This window comes from Stenotrophomonas sp. GZD-301 (assembly GCF_049310345.1).
Classification (GTDB): Bacteria; Pseudomonadota; Gammaproteobacteria; order Xanthomonadales; family Xanthomonadaceae; genus Stenotrophomonas.
This window is the reverse complement of the sequence record NZ_JBMOWY010000007.1, coordinates 1-19,457: the sequence shown is the minus strand read 5'-3', so window position 1 is coordinate 19,457 and position 19,457 is coordinate 1. Positions and strand designations below refer to the sequence as shown.

17 protein-coding genes and 1 riboswitch are annotated in these 19,457 nt (G+C 67.9%); of the genes, 11 read left to right on the top strand and 6 right to left on the bottom strand.

All coding sequences use genetic code 11. From position 1 onward, the window contains the following. Positions 1-6: 6 nt before the first annotated feature. Positions 7-1,236 carry a cell division protein FtsZ gene (gene ftsZ / locus ACO6VK_RS01755; protein ID WP_411849903.1) on the top strand — a complete coding sequence of 410 codons (1,230 nt, stop codon included), beginning with the start codon at positions 7-9 and terminating at the stop codon, positions 1,234-1,236. Between the two features lie 223 nt (positions 1,237-1,459). After that, positions 1,460-2,371 carry a UDP-3-O-acyl-N-acetylglucosamine deacetylase gene (gene lpxC, locus ACO6VK_RS01750; RefSeq protein ID WP_422505170.1) on the top strand — a complete coding sequence of 304 codons (912 nt, stop codon included), beginning with the start codon at positions 1,460-1,462 and terminating at the stop codon, positions 2,369-2,371. A gap of 285 nt (positions 2,372-2,656) precedes the next feature. On the opposite strand, the gene ACO6VK_RS01745 is transcribed toward lpxC, so the two are convergent. Further along, positions 2,657-3,097 (bottom strand): DUF721 domain-containing protein, encoded by a 441-nt coding sequence (locus ACO6VK_RS01745; RefSeq protein ID WP_422505169.1) that lies wholly within the window; start codon positions 3,095-3,097, stop codon positions 2,657-2,659. Positions 3,098-3,109: 12 nt separating this feature from the next. Between ACO6VK_RS01745 and ACO6VK_RS01740 the strand changes: the two genes are divergently transcribed. The 3 genes from ACO6VK_RS01740 to ACO6VK_RS01730 all read left to right on the top strand — a co-directional run bounded on the left by ACO6VK_RS01740 (position 3,110) and on the right by ACO6VK_RS01730 (position 8,030). After that, positions 3,110-4,060, top strand: a complete 951-nt coding sequence (locus ACO6VK_RS01740; protein WP_422505168.1) for a M23 family metallopeptidase — start codon at positions 3,110-3,112, stop codon at positions 4,058-4,060. Between the two features lie 159 nt (positions 4,061-4,219). Then, entirely contained in the window at positions 4,220-6,952 is a 2,733-nt protein-coding gene (gene secA, locus ACO6VK_RS01735; protein WP_422505167.1) for a preprotein translocase subunit SecA, read from the top strand. Positions 6,953-7,079: 127 nt separating this feature from the next. Continuing rightward, positions 7,080-8,030: a Nudix family hydrolase gene (locus tag ACO6VK_RS01730; protein ID WP_422505166.1), complete on the top strand. Its 951-nt coding sequence runs from the start codon at positions 7,080-7,082 to the stop codon at positions 8,028-8,030. On the opposite strand, the gene ACO6VK_RS01725 is transcribed toward ACO6VK_RS01730, so the two are convergent. Continuing rightward, a complete protein-coding gene (locus ACO6VK_RS01725) occupies positions 8,020-8,592 on the bottom strand; it encodes a hypothetical protein (RefSeq protein ID WP_422505165.1) in 573 nt (190 codons plus the stop codon). The genes ACO6VK_RS01730 and ACO6VK_RS01725 overlap by 11 nt on opposite strands. A 52-nt stretch (positions 8,593-8,644) precedes the next feature. Continuing rightward, entirely contained in the window at positions 8,645-9,472 is an 828-nt protein-coding gene (gene metF, locus ACO6VK_RS01720) for a methylenetetrahydrofolate reductase [NAD(P)H] (protein WP_422505164.1), read from the bottom strand. Positions 9,473-9,596: 124 nt separating this feature from the next. Here metF and ACO6VK_RS01715 point away from each other — a divergent pair, with 124 nt between their 5' ends. From ACO6VK_RS01715 to ACO6VK_RS01695, 5 genes are all read left to right on the top strand, one after another. Next, a complete protein-coding gene (locus tag ACO6VK_RS01715) occupies positions 9,597-10,487 on the top strand; it encodes a TIGR01777 family oxidoreductase (RefSeq protein ID WP_422505163.1) in 891 nt (296 codons plus the stop codon). Positions 10,488-10,607: 120 nt separating this feature from the next. Continuing rightward, the gene (locus ACO6VK_RS01710; RefSeq protein ID WP_422505162.1) at positions 10,608-11,528 is read left to right on the top strand and encodes an alpha/beta fold hydrolase; all 921 of its coding nucleotides are present in this window, start codon (positions 10,608-10,610) and stop codon (positions 11,526-11,528) included. A 26-nt stretch (positions 11,529-11,554) separates the two neighbouring features. Further along, positions 11,555-12,616 carry a sensor histidine kinase gene (locus ACO6VK_RS01705; protein ID WP_422505161.1) on the top strand — a complete coding sequence of 354 codons (1,062 nt, stop codon included), beginning with the start codon at positions 11,555-11,557 and terminating at the stop codon, positions 12,614-12,616. After that, the gene (locus tag ACO6VK_RS01700) at positions 12,613-13,347 is read left to right on the top strand and encodes a LytR/AlgR family response regulator transcription factor (protein ID WP_422505160.1); all 735 of its coding nucleotides are present in this window, start codon (positions 12,613-12,615) and stop codon (positions 13,345-13,347) included. The genes ACO6VK_RS01705 and ACO6VK_RS01700 overlap by 4 nt, the downstream gene beginning before the upstream one ends. Positions 13,348-13,395: 48 nt before the next feature. Continuing rightward, on the top strand, positions 13,396-13,953 hold the full coding sequence (locus tag ACO6VK_RS01695; RefSeq protein WP_422505159.1) for a DUF3228 family protein: 558 nt from the start codon (positions 13,396-13,398) through the stop codon (positions 13,951-13,953). 27 nt (positions 13,954-13,980) lie between these two features. Here ACO6VK_RS01695 and ACO6VK_RS01690 read toward each other — a convergent pair whose 3' ends face one another. From ACO6VK_RS01690 to ahcY, 3 genes are all read right to left on the bottom strand, one after another. Then, positions 13,981-14,499, bottom strand: coding sequence for a hypothetical protein (locus ACO6VK_RS01690; RefSeq protein WP_422505158.1), 519 nt, complete (start codon positions 14,497-14,499; stop codon positions 13,981-13,983). Further along, on the bottom strand, positions 14,496-14,969 hold the full coding sequence (ybaK, locus tag ACO6VK_RS01685; RefSeq protein WP_422505157.1) for a Cys-tRNA(Pro) deacylase: 474 nt from the start codon (positions 14,967-14,969) through the stop codon (positions 14,496-14,498). The genes ACO6VK_RS01690 and ybaK overlap by 4 nt, the downstream gene beginning before the upstream one ends. Before the next feature lie 147 nt (positions 14,970-15,116). After that, complete coding sequence (ahcY, locus tag ACO6VK_RS01680) at positions 15,117-16,562, bottom strand: adenosylhomocysteinase (protein WP_411849916.1); 1,446 nt, start codon at positions 16,560-16,562, stop codon at positions 15,117-15,119. Positions 16,563-16,600: 38 nt separating this feature from the next. After that, positions 16,601-16,688: riboswitch (S-adenosyl-L-homocysteine riboswitch) on the bottom strand. Positions 16,689-16,814: 126 nt separating this feature from the next. On the opposite strand from ahcY, the gene ACO6VK_RS01675 reads away from it, so the two are divergent. After that, positions 16,815-19,340: a prolyl oligopeptidase family serine peptidase gene (locus tag ACO6VK_RS01675; RefSeq protein WP_422505156.1), complete on the top strand. Its 2,526-nt coding sequence runs from the start codon at positions 16,815-16,817 to the stop codon at positions 19,338-19,340. The last annotated feature ends 117 nt before the right edge of the window (positions 19,341-19,457 follow it).

The window sequence follows — 19,457 nt, the reverse complement described above, 5'->3', positions numbered from 1 at the left end:
ACGGACATGGCGCATTTCGAACTGATTGAAAAGATGGCACCCAATGCGGTGATCAAGGTGATCGGCGTGGGCGGCGGCGGCGGCAACGCTGTGGCGCACATGGTGAGCACCAGCGTGGACGGCGTGGAGTTCATCACCGCCAACACCGATTCGCAGGCCATCAAGAATTGCGGTGCCAAGCTGCAGCTGCAGCTGGGTACCAACGTCACCAAGGGCCTGGGCGCCGGCGCGAACCCGGAAGTCGGCCGCCAGGCCGCGCTGGAAGACCGCGAGCGCATCATGGACGCCCTGCAGGGTGCGGACATGGTGTTCATCACTGCCGGCATGGGCGGCGGTACCGGCACCGGTGCCGCACCGGTGGTGGCACAGCTGGCCAAGGAGATGGGCATCCTGACCGTCGCCGTGGTCACCAAGCCGTTCCCGTTCGAAGGCCGTCGCCGCATGCAGGTTGCGCTGAAGGGCATCGAAGAGCTGAGCCAGCACTGCGACTCGCTGATCACCATCCCGAACGAAAAGCTGATCACCGTGCTGGGCCGCAACGCGACCATGATCCAGGCCTTCCGTGCCGCCAACGACGTGCTGCAGGGCGCCGTGCAGGGCATCGCCGACCTGATCGTGCGTCCGGGCCTGATCAACGTCGACTTCGCCGACGTGCGCACCGTGATGTCGGAAATGGGTCTGGCGATGATGGGCACCGGCACCGCGCGTGGCGATGACCGCGCCCAGGCCGCTGCCGAAGCCGCCATCCAGAACCCGCTGCTGGACGATGTGAACCTGGCCGGCGCCAACGGCATCCTGGTCAACATCACCGCCGGTGCCGACTTCACGATGGCCGAGTTCGACGAGATCGGCCGCACCATCGATGGCTTCGCGTCCGAAGACGCCACCGTGGTGGTGGGTACCGTGCTCGATCCGGACATGCAGGACGAAGTCCGCGTGACCGTGGTGGCCACCGGCCTGAACCGTGTCGTCAGCGCCAAGACCCAGCGTCCGGGCGAACGCGCACCGATCAAGCTGGTCCGCAACGCCACCACCGGCCAGCCGGAGTTCGGCGAGTTCGACACCGGTGGCGATGCCGTGTCCAAGGCGGTGGGTGGCATGGGCCTGGGCCTGCGTCGTCCGAGCGCGGACACCGTGGCGCCGTCGGCGTCGTCGTCCTCCTCGGGTCCGGCCGCGGCCGAACTGCCGAACGATTACCTGGACATCCCGGCGTTCCTGCGCCGCCAGGCGGACTGAGGATCGCCCACCCGGGGTCTTGTCCTCCCCGGTGAGCGCCTCCATGTCCCATGCTGCCGGGCCAGGATCGGCCCGGCAGTCTGCCGCCCTGCAGCCACGACCCTGTGTCATGGCCCACTGGCGGTGGTACCGATACATCCCGGTTCAGAAAGGGGTGGTGGTACTGCGTGTTATTCTTGTTTGTCACTTGTCGCGCTGACCGCGCGCTATCCGGCCTGGCCCCATGATTCCGCAACGCACCCTCAAGAACACGATCCGCGCCACCGGCGTTGGCCTTCACAGTGGCGACAAGGTCTACATGACCCTGCGTCCGGCCCCGGTCAATCACGGCATCGTGTTCCGTCGCGTGGACCTGGACCCGGTCGTGGAAGTCCCCGCCCGCGCCGATCTGGTCACCGAAGTGACCCTGTGCACCGGCCTGACCCACCACGACGCCAAGATCCAGACCGTCGAACACCTGATGTCGGCACTGGCCGGCCTGGGTGTGGACAACATCATCGTGGAGCTGTCCTCGGCCGAACTGCCGATCATGGACGGCTCCTCCGGCCCCTTCGTGTTCCTGCTGCAGTCGGCGGGCATCGCCGAACAGGACGCGCCGAAGCGGTTCATCCGCATCCTCAAGACGGTTGAAGTGACCGACGGCGACAAGGTCGCCCGGTTCGAACCGTATGAAGGCTACAAGCTGGGCTTCACCATCCAGTTCGACCACCCGATGATTCCCGCCAAGCAGTCGCGCGCGGAGATCGAGTTCTCGACCCTGGCCTACACCAAGGAAATCTCCCGCGCGCGCACCTTCGGTTTCATGCGCGACCTGGAGTACATGCGCGAGCGCAATCTCGGTCTTGGCGGCTCGATGGACAACGCCATCGTGCTGGACGAGTTCCGCGTGCTCAACGACGACGGCCTGCGCTACGCCGACGAGTTCGTGCGCCACAAGATTCTCGATGCGATCGGCGATCTGTATCTCGCCGGTGGCCAGGTGCTGGGCGCCTACGAGGGTTTCAAGTCGGGGCATGCCCTGAACAACAAGCTGGTGCGCGCGCTGCTGGCCGATGCCACCGCCTGGGAGTGGGTGAGCTACGAATCGCCGGCCGCTGCGCCCCCGGTGGCCTATGGAATGCCCGCCTACGCGTGAGGTGTGATGGCAGCAAGCCATTGAAATGAAAGGAAAAGCAACGGCGCCGATGGCGCCGTTCGCGTGTCCGGGCCGGGCCGCCGCGCGGGCGTTGACGTGAATGAACCGTGGGGGTGCCTACGTCACGGATTTGTGAACCCGATCAATTTATCGTCGACATTTAACGCGTTTCTAACAAAACGCTAACGACTGGGCGACCATCCACCGCTACGATGCTGGCCGGCTCCCTGCCAAGTTCACGTGCTCGTGACGCGGCGGGGGAAGGGGATGGATGCCCCGATGCAGTCAGGACGAGGAGGAATCCACGTCGTGCAGACAAGCCAAGGCGTCGCGTAGCCCTTTGTGCGTGGCGGCTGAAACTGCGTGGGGGCCATTCCGGTTGTCGAGCGCTGGGGAGCGTGGTGGAGCGGCAGACGCAGTCTTGACGGTCACCTTGGTGACTTTCAGCCCGATGGACCGGGCCGCGTCGATGAGCTGGGCTTCGGCAAGCCGCACCTTGGCATGCCAGACCGGGGATTCGACGAGAAAAACGAGGTGTTCGCCGTTTACATTCGCCAGCCGGCAACGGGTGGCCAGGGTGGGCGGCAAATGGGGGCGCAACTGCCGGTCCAGCGCATCGAGCCACAAGGCACGGCGCAACGGGTTTCCGGATTTGTCCGCCATGACTGCATCCAGCGCCGGTTTCGGTGTTGAAGCAGGACGGGCACTGGATTTCGGCTCAGACATGAAAACTCACTGATGGCATTCAAAAAGATCGTAATCAAAACGCGTGAAGGACAGGCCAAGACGCCGCTGGCGCGTTTGCGTTTCTACTTCGAGGATCGACCCCGGGCCCTGCTGGGCAGTGTACTGGGGGTAGGCTGTCTGATCGGCTTCGGTGCCGGTCTCGGTGGCAGCATGTTCAATGATTCCCGCCTCCACGCCAAGGTCGCCCAGCAGGAACGCGACCTGGCGCAGGCCCAGAAAGACGCCCAGACCCAGGTCAACGCGCTGGCAGCGCGGATGGGCGAACTGCAGGCGCAGGCCACCCGTCTCAATGCCCTAGGCGAACGACTGACCCAGATGGGCAAACTGGAAGACGGCGAATTCGACTTCAACGAGACCCCCGGCCTCGGTGAAGGTGAAGCCGGCCCGACCCAGGACATCCCGGTCAGCGCGGTCAATGCCGACTTACAGGTGCTGGAGCAGCGCTTCGCTGCTTCAGGCCGCCAGCTGTCGGTGATGGAATCGCTGATGTTCGACCACCAGCTCGAACAGAACGCGGTGCCGGGTCGCATGCCGATCCGCAACACCTACATCACCTCCAATTTCGGTACCCGCAGCGATCCGTTCGGTCGCGGTGCGGCCACCCACAAGGGCATGGATTTCCACGCCCGCGTTGGCGATCCGGTGATGTCCGTGGCCGATGGCGTGGTCAGCTTCGCCGGGGTCAAGGGCGGTTACGGCAACGTGGTCGACGTGGACCACGGCAACGGCTACGTGACCCGCTATGCGCACAATTCGCGCCTGGTGGTGAAGCCGGGCGACCTGGTCCGGGCCGGCCAGGAAGTGGCCAAGGCCGGTTCCACCGGTCGTTCCACCGGTGCCCATGTGCACTTCGAGGTCTGGGAGAACGGGCAGGTGGTCAATCCCCGCAAGTTCCTGGGCGATGGCGGCAATACCCCGGTCGGGCGCGTTTCGCGCGGCTGATCCACTTGGGTGGGGGGTGCTTGAAACGTAGCCCCCCCGTCCCAAGCTACAATGGGTGTTGCCATAGACAGGGCGCAGTGCGCCCTGTTTCGTTTGCGGCCGATGGCTCCCCGTGGGGAGCCTCGCCGTTGGGGCGTCTCATTCCAACCGGTTCCTTCAATGATCAACAGCCTGCTTACCCGCGTCTTCGGCAGTCGTAATGAACGACAGCTGCGCCAGCTCAACCGCATCGTCGCCAAGATCAATGCGTTGGAGCCGGAAATCGAAAAGCTCTCCGACGAGCAGCTCAAGGCCAAGACCCCGGAGTTCAAGCAGCGCATCGCCGACGGTGAAGCCCTGGACAAGGTGCTCCCGGAAGCGTTCGCGGTCTGCCGCGAAGCCAGCCGCCGCGTGCTTGGCATGCGCCACTACGACGTGCAGCTGATCGGCGGCATGGTGCTGCATCTGGGCAAGATCGCCGAAATGCGTACCGGTGAAGGCAAGACGCTGGTGGCAACCCTGCCGGTCTACCTCAACGCGCTGGAAGGAAAGGGCGTTCACGTGGTGACCGTCAACGACTACCTGGCCCGCCGCGACTCGGCCCAGATGGGCAAGCTGTACAACTGGCTCGGCCTGAGCGTGGGCGTGGTCTACCCGGGCATGCCGCACAGCGACAAGCGCGAGGCCTACGGCAGCGACATCACCTACGGCACCAACAACGAATTCGGCTTCGACTACCTGCGCGACAACATGGCGCTGTCGCGCGCCGACCGCTACCAGCGCGGCCTGCACTACGCGATCGTCGACGAAGTCGACTCGATCCTGATCGACGAAGCCCGTACCCCGCTGATCATCTCCGGCCCGGCCGACGACTCCCCGGAGCTGTACATCCGCGTCAACCGCGTGGTGCCGCACCTGATCAAGCAGGAGGCCGAAGAAGGCGAGGGCGACTTCTGGGTCGACGAGAAGGGCAAGCAGGTGCACCTGTCCGAGGCGGGCATGGAGCACGCAGAGCAGCTGCTGGTCGAGGCGGGCATCCTCAACGCCGAGACCGAAGGCCTGTACGCCGCGCAGAACCTGACCGTGGTGCACCACCTCAATGCCGCCCTGCGCGCGCATGCGATCTACCAGCGCGACGTCGATTACATCGTGCGCGACGGTGAAGTGGTGATCGTGGACGAATTCACCGGCCGTACCCTGGCCGGCCGCCGCTGGTCCGATGGCCTGCACCAGGCGGTGGAAGCGAAGGAAGGCGTGCCGGTCCAGCGCGAGAACCAGACCCTGGCGAGCATCACCTTCCAGAACCTGTTCCGCATGTACAAGAAGCTGTCCGGCATGACCGGTACGGCCGATACCGAAGCCTACGAATTCCAGAGCATCTACAACCTGGAAGTGGTGGTCATTCCGACCAACCGCCCGACCATCCGCAAGGATGCGTCCGACCAGGTGTTCCTCAACCGCAACGGCAAGTTCAATGCGGTGCTGGCCGACATCCAGGACTGCAACAAGCGCGGCCAGCCGGTGCTGGTGGGCACCACCTCGATCGAAACCTCCGAGATGCTCTCCGAGCACCTGCGCAAGGCCGGCGTGCACCACGAGGTGCTCAACGCCAAGCAGCACGATCGCGAAGCCACCATCATCGCCAATGCCGGCATGCCCGGTGCGGTGACCATCGCCACCAACATGGCCGGTCGCGGTACCGACATCGTGCTGGGCGGTTCGCTGGAAGCGCAGCTGCATGAGCTGGGCGAAGACGCCACGCCCGAGCAGCGCGCCCAGGTCAAGGCCGCATGGCAGGAGCGCCACGACCAGGTCAAGGCGGCCGGTGGCCTGCACATCGTGGGCACCGAGCGCCACGAATCGCGTCGTATCGACAACCAGCTGCGTGGCCGTTCCGGCCGCCAGGGTGACCCGGGTTCCTCGCGCTTCTATCTGTCGCTGGAAGACAACCTGATGCGCATCTTCGCCTCGGACTGGGTCCAGAAGGCGATGCGCATGATGGGCATGAAGGAAGACGACGTCATCGAAGATCGTCTGGTCAGCCGCCAGATCGAGAAGGCGCAGCGCAAGGTCGAAGCGCACAACTTCGACATCCGCAAGAACCTGCTCGACTTCGACGACGTCAACAACGACCAGCGCAAGGTGATCTACGCCCAGCGCGACGAGCTGCTCGATGCCGAGTCGGTGAAGGACAACGTGGATGGCATCCGCGGCGACGTGATCTACGACATCGTCGCCCGCTTCGTGCCGCCGAACTCGATCGACGAGCAGTGGGACCTGCCGGGTCTGGAAGCCACGCTGGCCGCCGACCTGGGCCTGCAGATGTCGCTGACCGATCTGGTCAAGTCGCACGAAGAGCTGGACGCCGAGGGCATCGCCGAGAAGGTGCAGGCCCGTGTGGACCAGCACTTCGCCGAGAAGGAAGCCGGCGTCGGCGACGAGACCATGCGCGCGCTGGAAAAGCACGTGATGCTGACCGTGCTCGACCAGAGCTGGAAGGAACACCTGGCCCGCATGGACTACCTGCGCCAGGGCATCTACCTGCGCGGTTACGCGCAGAAGCAGCCCAAGCAGGAGTACAAGAAGGAAGCCTTCGAGCTGTTCTCGGACATGCTGGAGAACGTCAAGCGCGAAGTGGTGACCCTGCTGGCGCGCGTGCGCATCCGCAGCGAAGAAGAAGTGGCCGCGCTGGAAGCCGCCGAACGCCAGCAGGCCGAAGCCCGCCTGCTGCAGTCGCAGTTCCAGCACCAGGACGCCGGCAGCTACAGCGCCGACGAAGAGGCGGCGGATGTGGAGGCAGCGCGCAACGGCGCAGGCCAGGTCACCCGCGACGAACCCAAGGTCGGCCGCAACGACCCGTGCCCGTGCGGCAGTGGCAAGAAGTTCAAGCATTGCCACGGTCAGCTGACCTGATCGACTGAAAAGCCCCGCCTCGCGCGGGGCTTTTTTTGGTTCTTCACCCGACCCACCCACCGCGGCCCTGCGCCCGGTCGCACGGCAGCCATTGCGCCATCCCGCCGGGATTGGGCATCCTGCCTGCATGCCATCCCCCAAACGATCGATCCATGTCGTGGCCGCCGTCATCACCGACGTCCGTGGCCGCATCCTGCTCAACCGTCGTACCGAGAACAGCGATATGGCCGGCCTGTGGGAGTTCCCTGGCGGCAAGCGCGAGCCGGGCGAGAGCTCCGAGCAGGCGCTGGTCCGCGAGCTGCGCGAAGAGCTGGGTATCGAGGCCGAGGTCGGCGAGTGGCTGATGGACGTCCCGCAGGTCTATCCGGACAAGCACCTGCGGCTGGAGGTGCGGCACGTCCGCAGCTGGAAGGGCTCCCCGCGCGGCCGTGAAGGCCAGGCCATCACCTGGGTGACCCCGGACAAGCTGTCGCGCTACTCGATGCCCCCGGCCGACCTGCCGGTGGTGGCCGCCCTGCGCCACCCCGACCGCTACCTGATCACCCCCGAGCCATCCGGCGAGCACGACCACGCGCGCTGGCTGCAGCGGCTCGGCGCGGCGCTGGATGCCGGTGTGCGCCGCGTGCATCTGCGCACCCCCGACAGCCCCGCCCGTGCCACGCTGGCCGAGGCGGCGATCCGCGCCCACGGCAAACGGGCGCAGTGGCTGCTCAACCGCGACATCGCGCTGGCCGAGCGGCTGGGCGTCGGCGTGCACCTGGGCAGCGAACAGCTCATGCAGCTGGATGCACGGCCGCTGCCGGCCGACCAGCTGGTGGCCGCGTCCTGCCACGACCTGGCGCAGCTGCAGGCCGCACAGCGGCTCGGCTGCGACTTCGCGGTGCTGGGCCCGGTGCAGGCCACCCCCAGCCACCCCGGCGCCACCCCATTGGGGTGGGAGGCCTTCGAGGCCCTGCGGGCGCAGGTCTCGCTGCCGCTGTATGCGCTCGGCGGCCTTGGCCCGGCCGATATCGCCGAGTCGCGTCGCCACGGCGCCCAGGGCATCGCTGCGATCCGCGGTTTGTGGTCTACAGCGTGATCCAGAAGCAGCCGTACTGACGGCGCAGCCCGAACACGGTGCGGGCCGGCGTGACCGAGTTGGCCAGGGTCTGCTCCAGGCGCAGCCCGATCGGGCGCGGGCGTGCGGCGGGCGCGGGCAGCGGGTCGGAACTGCCGGGCACCGGCAGCGCCGGTGGGGGCGTCTCCGGTGCCTCCGGGTACACCGGCGCGATATCGATCAACGGGCGCTGCACCACCGCTTCCAGCCGCCCGATGATGTGGTTGGCGGTCGCGTCGGAAACGTTGTTCCACAGGTAGATCGAGGACAGCCGGTTGACGTCGCGGGTGCTGACCGCATCGCGGATCTGCCCGGTCAGTTCGCTCAGCCGCCGCGCGCAGCCGGCGCGGAACATGCCGGTGTTGCCGATCTCCGGCACGCGCGCCGGCATCCGTGTTGTGGCGCCCAGCGCATCGCAGCTGCGGTCGGTGAACACGGTGTCGCCCTGCGCGGTGGTGCAGCGGTTCACACGCGACGCCTGCGCCGCGGCCGGGGTGGAGAAGCAGGGCAGGCACGCAAGCAGCAGGAGCACGGTGGTTCGCATCGCTGCAGCGTAGCGGCCGCGTCGTTATCTGCAAGCGATGGGTGGCAGGCGCTCAGCCGTGCAGCAGTTTCAGCACCTGGGTGGTGGGCTTGGCCAGGTTGAGGGTGTAGAAGTGCAGGCCCGGCGCGCCGCCGGCCACCAGCCGTTCGCACAGGCCGGCCACCACCTCGGCGCCGAAGGCGCGCACCGATTCGGCATCGTCGCCGTAGGCCTGCATGCGCTTGCCGATCCAGCGCGGGATTTCCGCGCCGCACTGTTCGGAGAACCGGCGCAGCTGGCTGAAATTGGAGATCGGCATGATGCCCGGCACGATCGGCACGCTCACGCCCAGCCTGCGCACCGCGTCCACGAAGTGGAAGTAGGCATCGGCATTGAAGAAGTACTGGGTGATCGCCGCATCGGCGCCGGCATCGATCTTGGCCTTGAAGTGCTTCAGGTCCAGCAGCGCGTCGTTGGCCTGCGGGTGGGTCTCGGGGTAGGCGCCGACCTCGATGCGGAACGCGTCGCCATGTTCGGCGCGGATGAAGCTGATCAGCTCGGCGGCATAGCGCAGGTCGCCGGGGTGGCCCATGCCCGAGGGCAGGTCACCGCGCAGCGCGACGATGCGCCGGCAGCCGATCGCGCGGTACAGCTTGAGCAGTTCGCGGATCTCCTCGCGGCTGCCGCCCACGCAGGACAGATGCGGGGCCGCCTCGAAGCCGTGGTGCTGGTTGAGGTGGCGCACGGTCTCGGAGGTGTAGCTGAGGGTGGAGCCGCCCGCACCGAACGTACACGAGACGTACTCGGGCGCGAAGACCTTCAGCCTGCTCGCGGTACGGTCGAGCTGGGCGCGCTGCTCGTCGGTCTTGGGCGGGTAGAACTCGAAGCTGATGGCAGTCATGGGGCGGGCGCGGCGGCGGGTGTGACGCAATCATATCTCTTCATCGCGATGAAAGTGAAGTGAATCCCATGCGCCCTCCACGCCGCCCGGCTTACAGTGGCGGCACCGTCCAGGAGTACCCGCCATGCAGATTCTCGTTACCGGTGGCACCGGCTTCATCGGCCGCCGCCTGTGCGCGCGGCTGCTTGCGGCCGGGCACACCCCCATCGTGCTCACCCGCCGGCCCGGCCGCACCCCGCAGCCGGGCATCCACACCGTCGCCACGCTGGCCGAGGTCGGCCCGGTCCAGGCGGTGGTCAACCTGGCCGGTGAGCCGCTGATGGACGGGCGCTGGAGCGATGCGCGCAAGCAGACGCTGCGCGACTCCCGGATCGGCACCACGCAGGCGCTGCTGGCTTGGATGGCCACGCTGCCGGAACGGCCGCAGGTGCTGGTGTCGGGGTCGGCGATCGGCTGGTACGGCCCGCGCGACAGCACGCCGCTGGACGAAACCGCATCGCCGGGCCACGACTTCGCGGCGATGCTGTGCCGCCAGTGGGAAGCCGAGGCGCTGAAGGCCGAGGCCCTGGGGGTGCGCACCTGCGTGCTGCGGACCGGCATCGTGCTCGAACGCGAGGGCGGGGCACTGCTGAAAATGCTGCCGCCGTTCCGCATGGGGCTCGGTGGCCCGATGGGCGATGGCCGGCAGTGGATGAGCTGGATCCATCGTGAGGACGTGGTCGGCATGATCCTGTGGCTGCTCGCCAACGGGCAGGCACGGGGTGCCTACAACGGCACGGCGCCGGGCACGGTCACCAACCGCACCTTCGCCACCACGCTGGGCGAAGTCCTGAAGCGTCCTGCGCGGCTGACCACCCCGGCGTTCGCGCTGCGGCTGGGCTTCGGCGAAATGGCCGGGCTGCTGCTGACCGGGCAGAACGTGCAGCCCGCGCACGCCCTGGCCGAGGGCTTCGCGTTCCAGTACCCGTCGCTGCCGGAGGCTTTGCAGGCAATCGTGGGCGCGCCGGACCGGTAGGGCGTGCGGCTCATCCGTCTCCCGCGACCGCTCACCGGCTGTCTGCGGCCGCTGCTCATCTCATTCCCCGGGCCGTGTCGACCCGCGCCACGCTGTGGGCTCACCCAGCAGGAGCCTGTCATGTCGACCGAACGTTACCGCCCTCTCCGCTCCCTCGCTCCGTTGGCCGCGCTTGCGCTGACGGCGTGGGCCGTCCTGGCCGGCCCGGCCCACGCGGCACCCGAGCGGTTCCAGGATCTGCAGGTCGAGGTGATCGGCAGCGGCCGCCCGGTGCTGATGATCCCCGGCCTCAACAGCGGGGCCGAGGTGTGGCGCGATACCTGCGCCGCGCTGCAGCCGCAGGTGCAGTGCCATCTGGTGCAGCTGCCCGGTTTTGCCGGGGCGCCGGCGGTGGCCAGCGATGACTTCCTCGCGGCGATGCGCGACCGGCTGCTGGCCTATGCCGCCGCGCGCAGGCTGGATCACCCGGTGGTGATCGGCCACAGCCTGGGTGGCGTGGTGGCCCTGCAGATGGCGATCGAGGCGCCGGACCAGGTCGGGCCGTTGGTGATCGTCGATGCGTTGCCCTACCTCGACGCCATCCGCGATCCGGCCGCCACCCCGGCGCTGCGCAAGGCCGCCGCCGCACAGGAGCGCAGCAGCCTGGTGGCGGTCGAGGAAGCGGCGTACCGCGCCAACACCGACCGCTTCCTGGCCAGCATGACCCGCTCACCCGAGCACCTGGCCACGCTGCAGCAGTGGGGGCGCGACAGCGACAGGGCCACCACCGCCAACGCGATGTATTCGATGAGCATGACCGACCTGCGCGAACCGATCGCCGCGATCACCACGCCGGTGCTCGTGCTCGGTGCGTGGGCGGCCTACCAGCCGTACGGCGCCACGCTCGCGTCCACCCGCGCAACCTTTGCCGGCCAGTACGCGCGGTTGCCGTCGGCGCGCATCGAGATGAGCGCGACCGGCTACCACTTCCTGATGTGGGATGATCCGCGCTGGCTGCAGGCACAGGTGCGTGGCTTCCTCGACCTGCCTGCACGCCGCTGATCGCCCACGCGGAGACCTCGACCGGCATGCAGGCAACAGGCGACAACGCGTTCTGGTGGCGCAATGCAGCGGTGTGGCTGACCTATCTGGTCGTCAGCACGGTGCTAGGCATCGGCTATGTCGGCCAGTGGTCGGGCATGCTGCTGATCTCGGCGAGCGTGGGGGTGTGGCTGTTCATCACCAGCGCGGCGATCCGTTTCCATGCGCTGCGCGCCGGCTGGCTGCAGCACGACGCGCTGGCGCTGGGCTGGCGCCTGCTGCTGGCGGTGCTGGTCGGCAGCACCGTGGTGCAGCTCGGCACTGCCCTGCTGCTGTTGCCTGCGCTGCAGTGGGAGTGGGTACGCCTGCCCGGCCAGCGGGCCGACTACCGGCCGTTCGCGCTGGTCGGCTACTGGCTCAACAGCGCGATCATGCTGGCGGCGTGGTGCGCGCTGTGGGCCGGTCGTCGCGCGCTGCTGCGCGCCCGCCACAGCGAACTGGCGCAGCTGCGGGCAGAGGCCCAGCGGGTCACGCTGGAGCACCAGGCACTGCGTGCGCGGCTCAACCCCCATTTCGTCTTCAACGCGCTCAACAACCTGCGTGCGTTGATCCATGAAGATCCGGCGCGCGCCCGCGACATGGTGACTCACCTGTCGGGCACCCTGCGCCATGCACTGACCCACACCGACGGTGGCTGGGTCGCGTTGGCCGAGGAATGGCGGGTGGTCCAGGACTATCTGGCGGTAGAGGCGATCCATTACGAAGCGCGTCTGCGCGTCCGGGTCGATATCGAGACGGCGGCGCTGGCGGCGCGCCTGCCGCCGATGGCGCTGCAGCTGCTGGTGGAAAACGCGATCAAGCACGGCATCGCGGTGACCTGCGGCGGCGGGGAACTGCAGATCGCCGCGCGCCTGGGCGCCGGGCAGCTGCACCTGCAGGTACGCAACCCGGTGGGGACCGCCGTGCCCGGCGAGGGACATGGCGTTGGCCTGGCCTACCTGCGTGCGCAGCTGGGCATCGGCGATGGCCAGGCAGCGTCCGCACAGGGGCGGTTGCAGCTGCTGCGCGAGGGCGATGCCATGCTGGCGCAACTGGAGGTGCGGCAATGACCGCGCCGCTGCGGGTGCTGGTGGTGGACGATGCGCGGCTGGCGCGGCTGGAACTGCGCACGCTGCTGGCCGGGATCGAAGGCGTGCAGTGGGTGGGCGACGCGGACGACGTGCCCGCCGCGCGCGAGGCGATCGCCCGGCTCCATCCGGACCTGGTGCTGCTCGACGTGCAGATGCCGTCCGGCAACGGGTTCGACGTTCTCGACGGCGTCGAGGCTCTTCCTCTGGTGGTGTTCGTCACCGCGTACGATCACTACGCGGTACAGGCGTTCGAGCGCGATGCGCTGGACTACCTGGTCAAACCGGTCGATGCGACGCGGCTGCAGTCCGCCGTGGCGCGGGCGCAGGCACGGCTGGCGAGCGTCGATGCATCGGCCGCCGCACCCCGCGATCGGCTGGGCGTGGACGACCAGGTGTTCCTGCGCGACGGCGAGCGCTGCTGGTTCGTGGCCCTGGGCGAGATCCGCCGGATCGTGGTGGATGGCAACTACGCGCGCCTCTGGTTCCGCGACCAGAACGCGTTGCTTGCACGCAGCCTCACCACGCTGGAAGCGCGCATGGACCCGGCGCTGTTCTTCCGCGCCAATCGCAATACGCTGGTCAACCTGCGGCGCATCCGCGCAGTGGAGCCCAGTGTCGGCGATGGCTACGATCTGGTGCTCGACGACGGCAGCCACGTCGAGGTATCGCGCCGGCAGGCGCGCGAGCTGCGTGAGCGCATGGCGCTGTAGGGGAGGGCGTCGCGCTACCCTGTACGCGGTTTCTCCGCCGAACACGCCATGTCCATCGTCCTCACCGAATTCGCCCGACCCCGCCTGTTCCCGCGCGTGCCGCGGGCCAACACCATCCAGGACTGCAGCGCCGCGCAGTTCCAGGCGCACCTCAACGCGCATGCACCGCTGAAGGTGCTCGACGGCTACGCGCCGTTCTGCAAGCTGCATGTCTACGAGAACTGGACCAGCACGCGCTGCCTCACGGTGCCGATCACCGATGCCAACCGTCACCAGCTGCGCAGTGCCTACGAGGCACGCAACCGCGAGGAACTGCCGGTCCTGGTGCGCTGGTTCGAAGGCGTGGAATCGCCGCGGGCGAACTACCTGGTGGTGATCCTGTACAGCGCCGAACAGCTCGCCCTGGAAGGTTCGCCGATCGAGGCGGACTGGGGCATCGTCGGCTGCATCTACACCGCCGAGCCGGAGGAAGTGCCGATGGCCCCGATCACCATGATGCGCAATGCGCTGGGCGTGGAAGAGGGCGGCTCGGGCGTGCCGCTGGACCGCGAGGCGTACGCGCGCGCGGTGGCGTTCTGGGAGGCCAACGCCAACTGGCGGCCGTGACACCGGCCTGACCATGCCGGGTCGGGCTCAGGCCGGCGGCAAGGCCTGCCATTCCCACCACGGCGCGTGGTACTCGCGGTCGGTGCAGCGCCACCCGCGCCCACACACGGTGCAGGTGGCGTCCTGTGTATCGCCCCAGCCTCCGTCGGCCACGCCGGTGGCGATGGGCAGCACGTGGCCGTTGGCGATCTCGCGGCCGGGCTGGTAATGCATCCAGTGCGGATACAGCTGGCACAGGCAGCCGCTGCGGTCGCGCCAGTGGCGCAGCTTGCGCAGCACGAAGTCCAGTTCGTAGTGTTCGCGGATCCACTTCGGGTCCGTGGTGTAGCGCGCCCGGGCGATCTCCACGTACGGCAGCTGCGCCGCAAGGTCATCCAGCAGCGGCGCGTCGCGGGTGAGGGCGACGGTGGCGGCCGCCGTGCGCAGCCGGCCGTAATCGCCGCTGCCCAGCGCCTGCAGCAGGGCCGTGCCGGGGCGACCATCCTGCAGCGGGGGCAGGGACGGCAGCGATGCATCGCGCAGGCGTGCGAGCAGCGTGCGGATCATCGGGCCCTGCCGATCGAGGCATACGCCGCGTCGATGAGATGCAGCAGGTCGGCCGGTGCCAGGGCGACCTCCAGACCACGGCGCCCGGCGCTGACGTGCACGGTGGGCAGGGCCGCCGCGCTGGTGTCGATGAAGCTGCGCAGCCGCTTCTTCTGCCCAAGCGGGCTGATGCCGCCCACCAGGTAGCCGGTGGCGCGCTGCGCGTCGTCGACCTTGGCCATCTCGCACTTCCGGCAACCGGCCGCCTCGGCCAGCGCCTTCAGGTCGAGCGTACCGCTGACCGGCACGATCGCCACCAGCAGCTCGTGTGTGTCGGTGCTGGCGAGCAGGGTCTTGAACACCTGCGTGGGGTCCAGCCCGAGCTGCTGCACCGCCTCGCCGCCGTAGGACTCGGCCGTGGCGTCATGCGTGTAGGACAGCACGCGGTGGGCAATGCCGCGCTTCTTGAGCAGGTTGATGGCCGGGGTCATGGCCGTTCCTTGTTGCCGGGTACCCGTGCATCGTAGCGGCGCGATGGGGGTGTTGGCTTGACCGAGGCTATCGGGGAGGGCATGACAAAAAAAACGGGCGCCCTGCGGCGCCCGTTTCGTTTCAACGCAACTGGACCGGCAGGCCGATCAGTAGCGGTAATGATCCGGCTTGAACGGACCTTCCACCGGCACGCCGATGTAGTCGGCCTGTTCCTGGGTGAGGGTGGTCAGCTTCACGCCGATCTTCTCCAGGTGCAGGCGGGCCACTTCTTCGTCCAGGTGCTTGGGCAGCAGGTACACCTTGTTCTCGTAGCTGTCCTTGTTCGCCCACAGGTCGATCTGGGCGAGAGTCTGGTTGGCGAACGAGTTGGACATCACGAAGCTCGGGTGGCCGGTGGCGCAGCCCAGGTTCACCAGGCGGCCTTCGGCCAGCAGGAAGATCGCGTTGCCGTTCGGGAACACGTACTTGTCCACCTGCGGCTTGATGTTGATCTGCTGCACGCCCGGGTAGCTGACCAGCGCATCGACTTGGATCTCGTTGTCGAAGTGGCCGATGTTGCAGACGATGGCCTGGTCCTTCATCGCGCTCAGGTGCTCGATGCGGATGATGTCCTTGTTGCCGGTGGTGGTGACGTACAGATCGGCACGGCCCAGGGTGGATTCGATGGTGTTGACCTCGAAGCCTTCCATCGCGGCCTGCAGGGCGCAGATCGGATCGATCTCGGTGACCACCACGCGGGCGCCGTAGGCGCGCAGCGAGGCGGCACAGCCCTTGCCCACGTCGCCGTAGCCGCAGACCACGGCAACCTTGCCGGCCAGCATCACGTCCATCGCGCGCTTGAGGCCGTCGGCCAGCGACTCGCGGCAGCCGTAGAGGTTGTCGAACTTGCTCTTGGTGACCGAGTCGTTGACGTTGATCGCCGGGATCAGCAGGGTGCCGGCCTGGGCCAGCTGGTACAGGCGGTGCACGCCGGTGGTGGTCTCTTCGGAGACGCCCTTCCAGTCCTTGACCACGCGGCCCCAGTAACCCGGGCGCTCCTTGGCCACGCGCTTGAGCAGGTTCTTGATGACCTGTTCTTCGTGCGAGGCGGCCTTCTCATCGACCCAGGTGCTGCCGTTTTCGAGTTCAAAACCCTTGTGGATCAGCAGGGTGACATCGCCGCCGTCGTCCACCACCAGCTCCGGGCCGGTCAGGGTGCCGTCGGGCAGGGTGAAGGTCAGCGCGTCCAGGGTGCAGTCCCAGTACTCTTCCAGCGACTCGCCCTTCCAGGCGAACACCGGGGTGCCGGACTTGGCGATCGCCGCAGCGGCATGGTCCTGGGTGGAGAAGATGTTGCAGGAGGCCCAGCGCACGTCGGCGCCGATGTCCTTCAGCGTTTCGATCAGCACGGCGGTCTGGATGGTCATGTGCAGCGAGCCGGTCACGCGCACGCCCTTCAGCGGCAGGGTGGTGGCGTGCTTGCGGCGGATCGACATCAGGCCCGGCATTTCGTGCTCGGCGATATCCAGTTCCTTGCGGCCCCAATCGGCCAGCGAGATATCGGCGACCTTGTAATCGCCTTCGGTCGAGAAGGTCTTGGCAACAGCGTTCATTCGTAAGCTCCGGTAGTTGCGGGTCCGAGGGGACTCGCATTCGCCGGGCGCCGTTGGAACCAATCCTGGCCACCGAGCCTGGCCGGCCGGACAGGGTCCGGAACGGTCGCAGCGCCCCTCGGTGGAGGGTCGCCCATTATATCGCGGCAGGGGCGGCCGGCATGAATCGGTCCCCGCCCCCAACCATCGGCAGGGGGGCGATCGGCGCGCGGCTGTTAAGGTCCAAGGTTTGCACCAACATAGGGATCGAAGATGACACGCAATGATCGCCAGCGCCGCGCGCGCTGGGGCAGCCTGATCGTGGGCATGGCGCTGCTTGCGGTGGCCCCGATGGGCCTGGCCGCACCGGCCGCCCGGACCGACACGCAGCAGGTGGCCCCCGCCAAGGGCGTGCAGGGCTACGAACTGCCCTCGGCCGCCCTGCAGGCCGTGGTGGACGCGCCGCGTGCGCCGACCCTGAGCCTGTCGCCGCGCCGCGACATCGCGGCCATGCTGCAGACCCCGCCGCTGCCCTCGATCAGCGATGTCGCCCAGCCCGAACTGAAGCTGGCCGGCCTGCGCATCAACCCGGCCACGCATTCCTCCAGCCGCTTCAGCTTCGGCAACACGCTGTGGCTGCTCAACGTGGCCGACGGCAAGGAGCGCCAGATCAGCGGCCTGCCGCAGCCGTTGTCGATTGCCACGCTGGCGTGGTCGCCGGACCAGAAGTACCTGGCCTTCAACCAGGTGCATGCCGCTACCGGTGCCAATGAACTGTGGATCGTCGACGTCGCCGCCGGGTCGGCGCGCCGCCTGCTCGCCGACCTCAACACAGTGATGGGCGATGGCTACAGCTGGCTGCCTGACAGCCGCGGCCTGCTGGTCATGCAGCAGCTCAAGGGCCAGGGCCCGGCGCCCGCCGCCGGCGGCATCCCGACCGGCCCGGCGATCCAGCAGACCGACGCGGATGCGGGCGTGCGCACCATCCGTACCTACCAGGACCTGCTGAAGAACGAGGCCGATGCGCGCCTGTTCGACTACTACGCCAGCGCGCAGCCGGCGCGCGTGGCCCTCAACGGTGAGGCCGCGCCGCTGTCCACCGCCGGGGTGTACCTGGATGTGAGCGTGTCGCCGGATGGGCGTTATCTGCTCGCCGAGCGTGTGCTGCGCCCGTACTCCTACCTGGTGCCGGTCGACGATTTCGCCCGCCGCATCGACGTGCTGTCCGCGCAGGACGGCTCGCTGCAGCACACCGTCAGCACCCTGCCGCTGGTGGAAGGCCTGCCGACCGGCAACGACGCCGTGCCGACCGGCGTGCGCAGCATCGGCTGGCGCGCCGATGCCCCGGCCACGCTGGTCTGGGCCGAAGCCCAGGACGGCGGTGACCCGGGCCGCGAGGCCAAGGTGCGCGACGCGGTGCTGATGCAGGCCGCGCCGTTTGAAACGCCGCCGGTCACCGTGGCGCAGCTGGGCAGCCGCTATGCCGGCATCCAGTGGGGCCGTGGCGACCTGGCGCTGCTCAACGAATCGTGGTGGAAGAGCCGCGAGGTGAAGCAGTGGCGGATCGCGCCGGACCAGCCGGACAAGGCGCCGGAACTGTTGTCGGCCCGTTCCTCGCAGGACCGCTACAACGATCCGGGTCGCCCGGCGCTGGTGCGCGACGTCAACGGGCGCGCGCGCCTGCAGGTCAGTGCCGATGGCCGCAGCATCTTCCTGATCGGGCAGGGCGCATCGCCGGAAGGCGACCGTCCGTTCGTCGATCGTCTGGACCTGGAAAGCAGGCAGACCACCCGTCTGTTCCACTCGCAGGCGCCGTCCTATGCGCTGCCGCAGGCGCTGCTCGACCAGGAAGGCACCTCGCTGCTGCTGACCCGCGAATCGCCCGACGAGCCGTCCAACTTCTACGTGCAGTCGCTGTCCGACGCCAGCGCCGCGCCGCGCGCGCTGACCCGCTTCCAGCACCCGCTGCCGCAGCTGCGTGGGGTGAGCAAGGAGCAGATCCGCTACAAGCGCAACGATGGCGTGGACCTTACCGCGACGCTGATGCTGCCGCCCGGCTACAACGCCAAGAAGGACGGTCCGCTGCCGCTGCTGATGTGGGCCTACCCGGGTGAGTTCAAGACCGCTGCGGCGGCCAGCCAGGTCACCGATTCGCCGTATCGCTTCAACGCGATCAGCTATTGGGGCCCGCAGGCGTTCCTGGCCAAGGGCTATGCGGTGCTGGTCAGCCCGTCGATGCCGATCATCGGCGAAGGCGACAAGGAGCCCAACGACACCTACCTGCCGCAGCTGATCGCCAACGCCGAAGCGGCGGTGGATGAAGTGGTGCGCCGTGGCGTGACCGATCGCGACCACATCGCCATCGGTGGCCACTCCTACGGTGCGTTCATGACCGCCAACCTGCTCGCGCATACGCGGCTGTTCAAGGCCGGCATCGCCCGCAGCGGCGCGTACAACCGCACGCTGACGCCGTTCGGCTTCCAGGCCGAGGAGCGCAACTACTGGCAGGCGCAGGATGTCTACCAGAAGATGTCGCCGTTCAACTACGCCGACAGGATCAAGGATCCGATCCTCTTCATCCACGGCGTGGACGACAACAACTCCGGCACGTTCCCGATCCAGAGCGAGCGCATGTTCGCCGCGGTGAAGGGGCTGGGCGGCGACGCACGGCTGGTGATGCTGCCGAACGAATCGCATGCCTACCGCGCGCGCGAATCGATCATGACCATGCTGGCCGAGAGCGAGCGCTGGCTGGAAAAGACGGTTGGCCCGGGCAAGCCGATCCGGAAGAAGCGCTGACGCGGCAGGCAACTGTCGTCTGGCGCAGTAGAGGATGACGGTAGTGGGGGGGGGGGGGGGGGGGGGGGGGAAAAGAAAACGAGGCCGACGGAGGGTAGGGCGGGGTCGGTTTCCCCG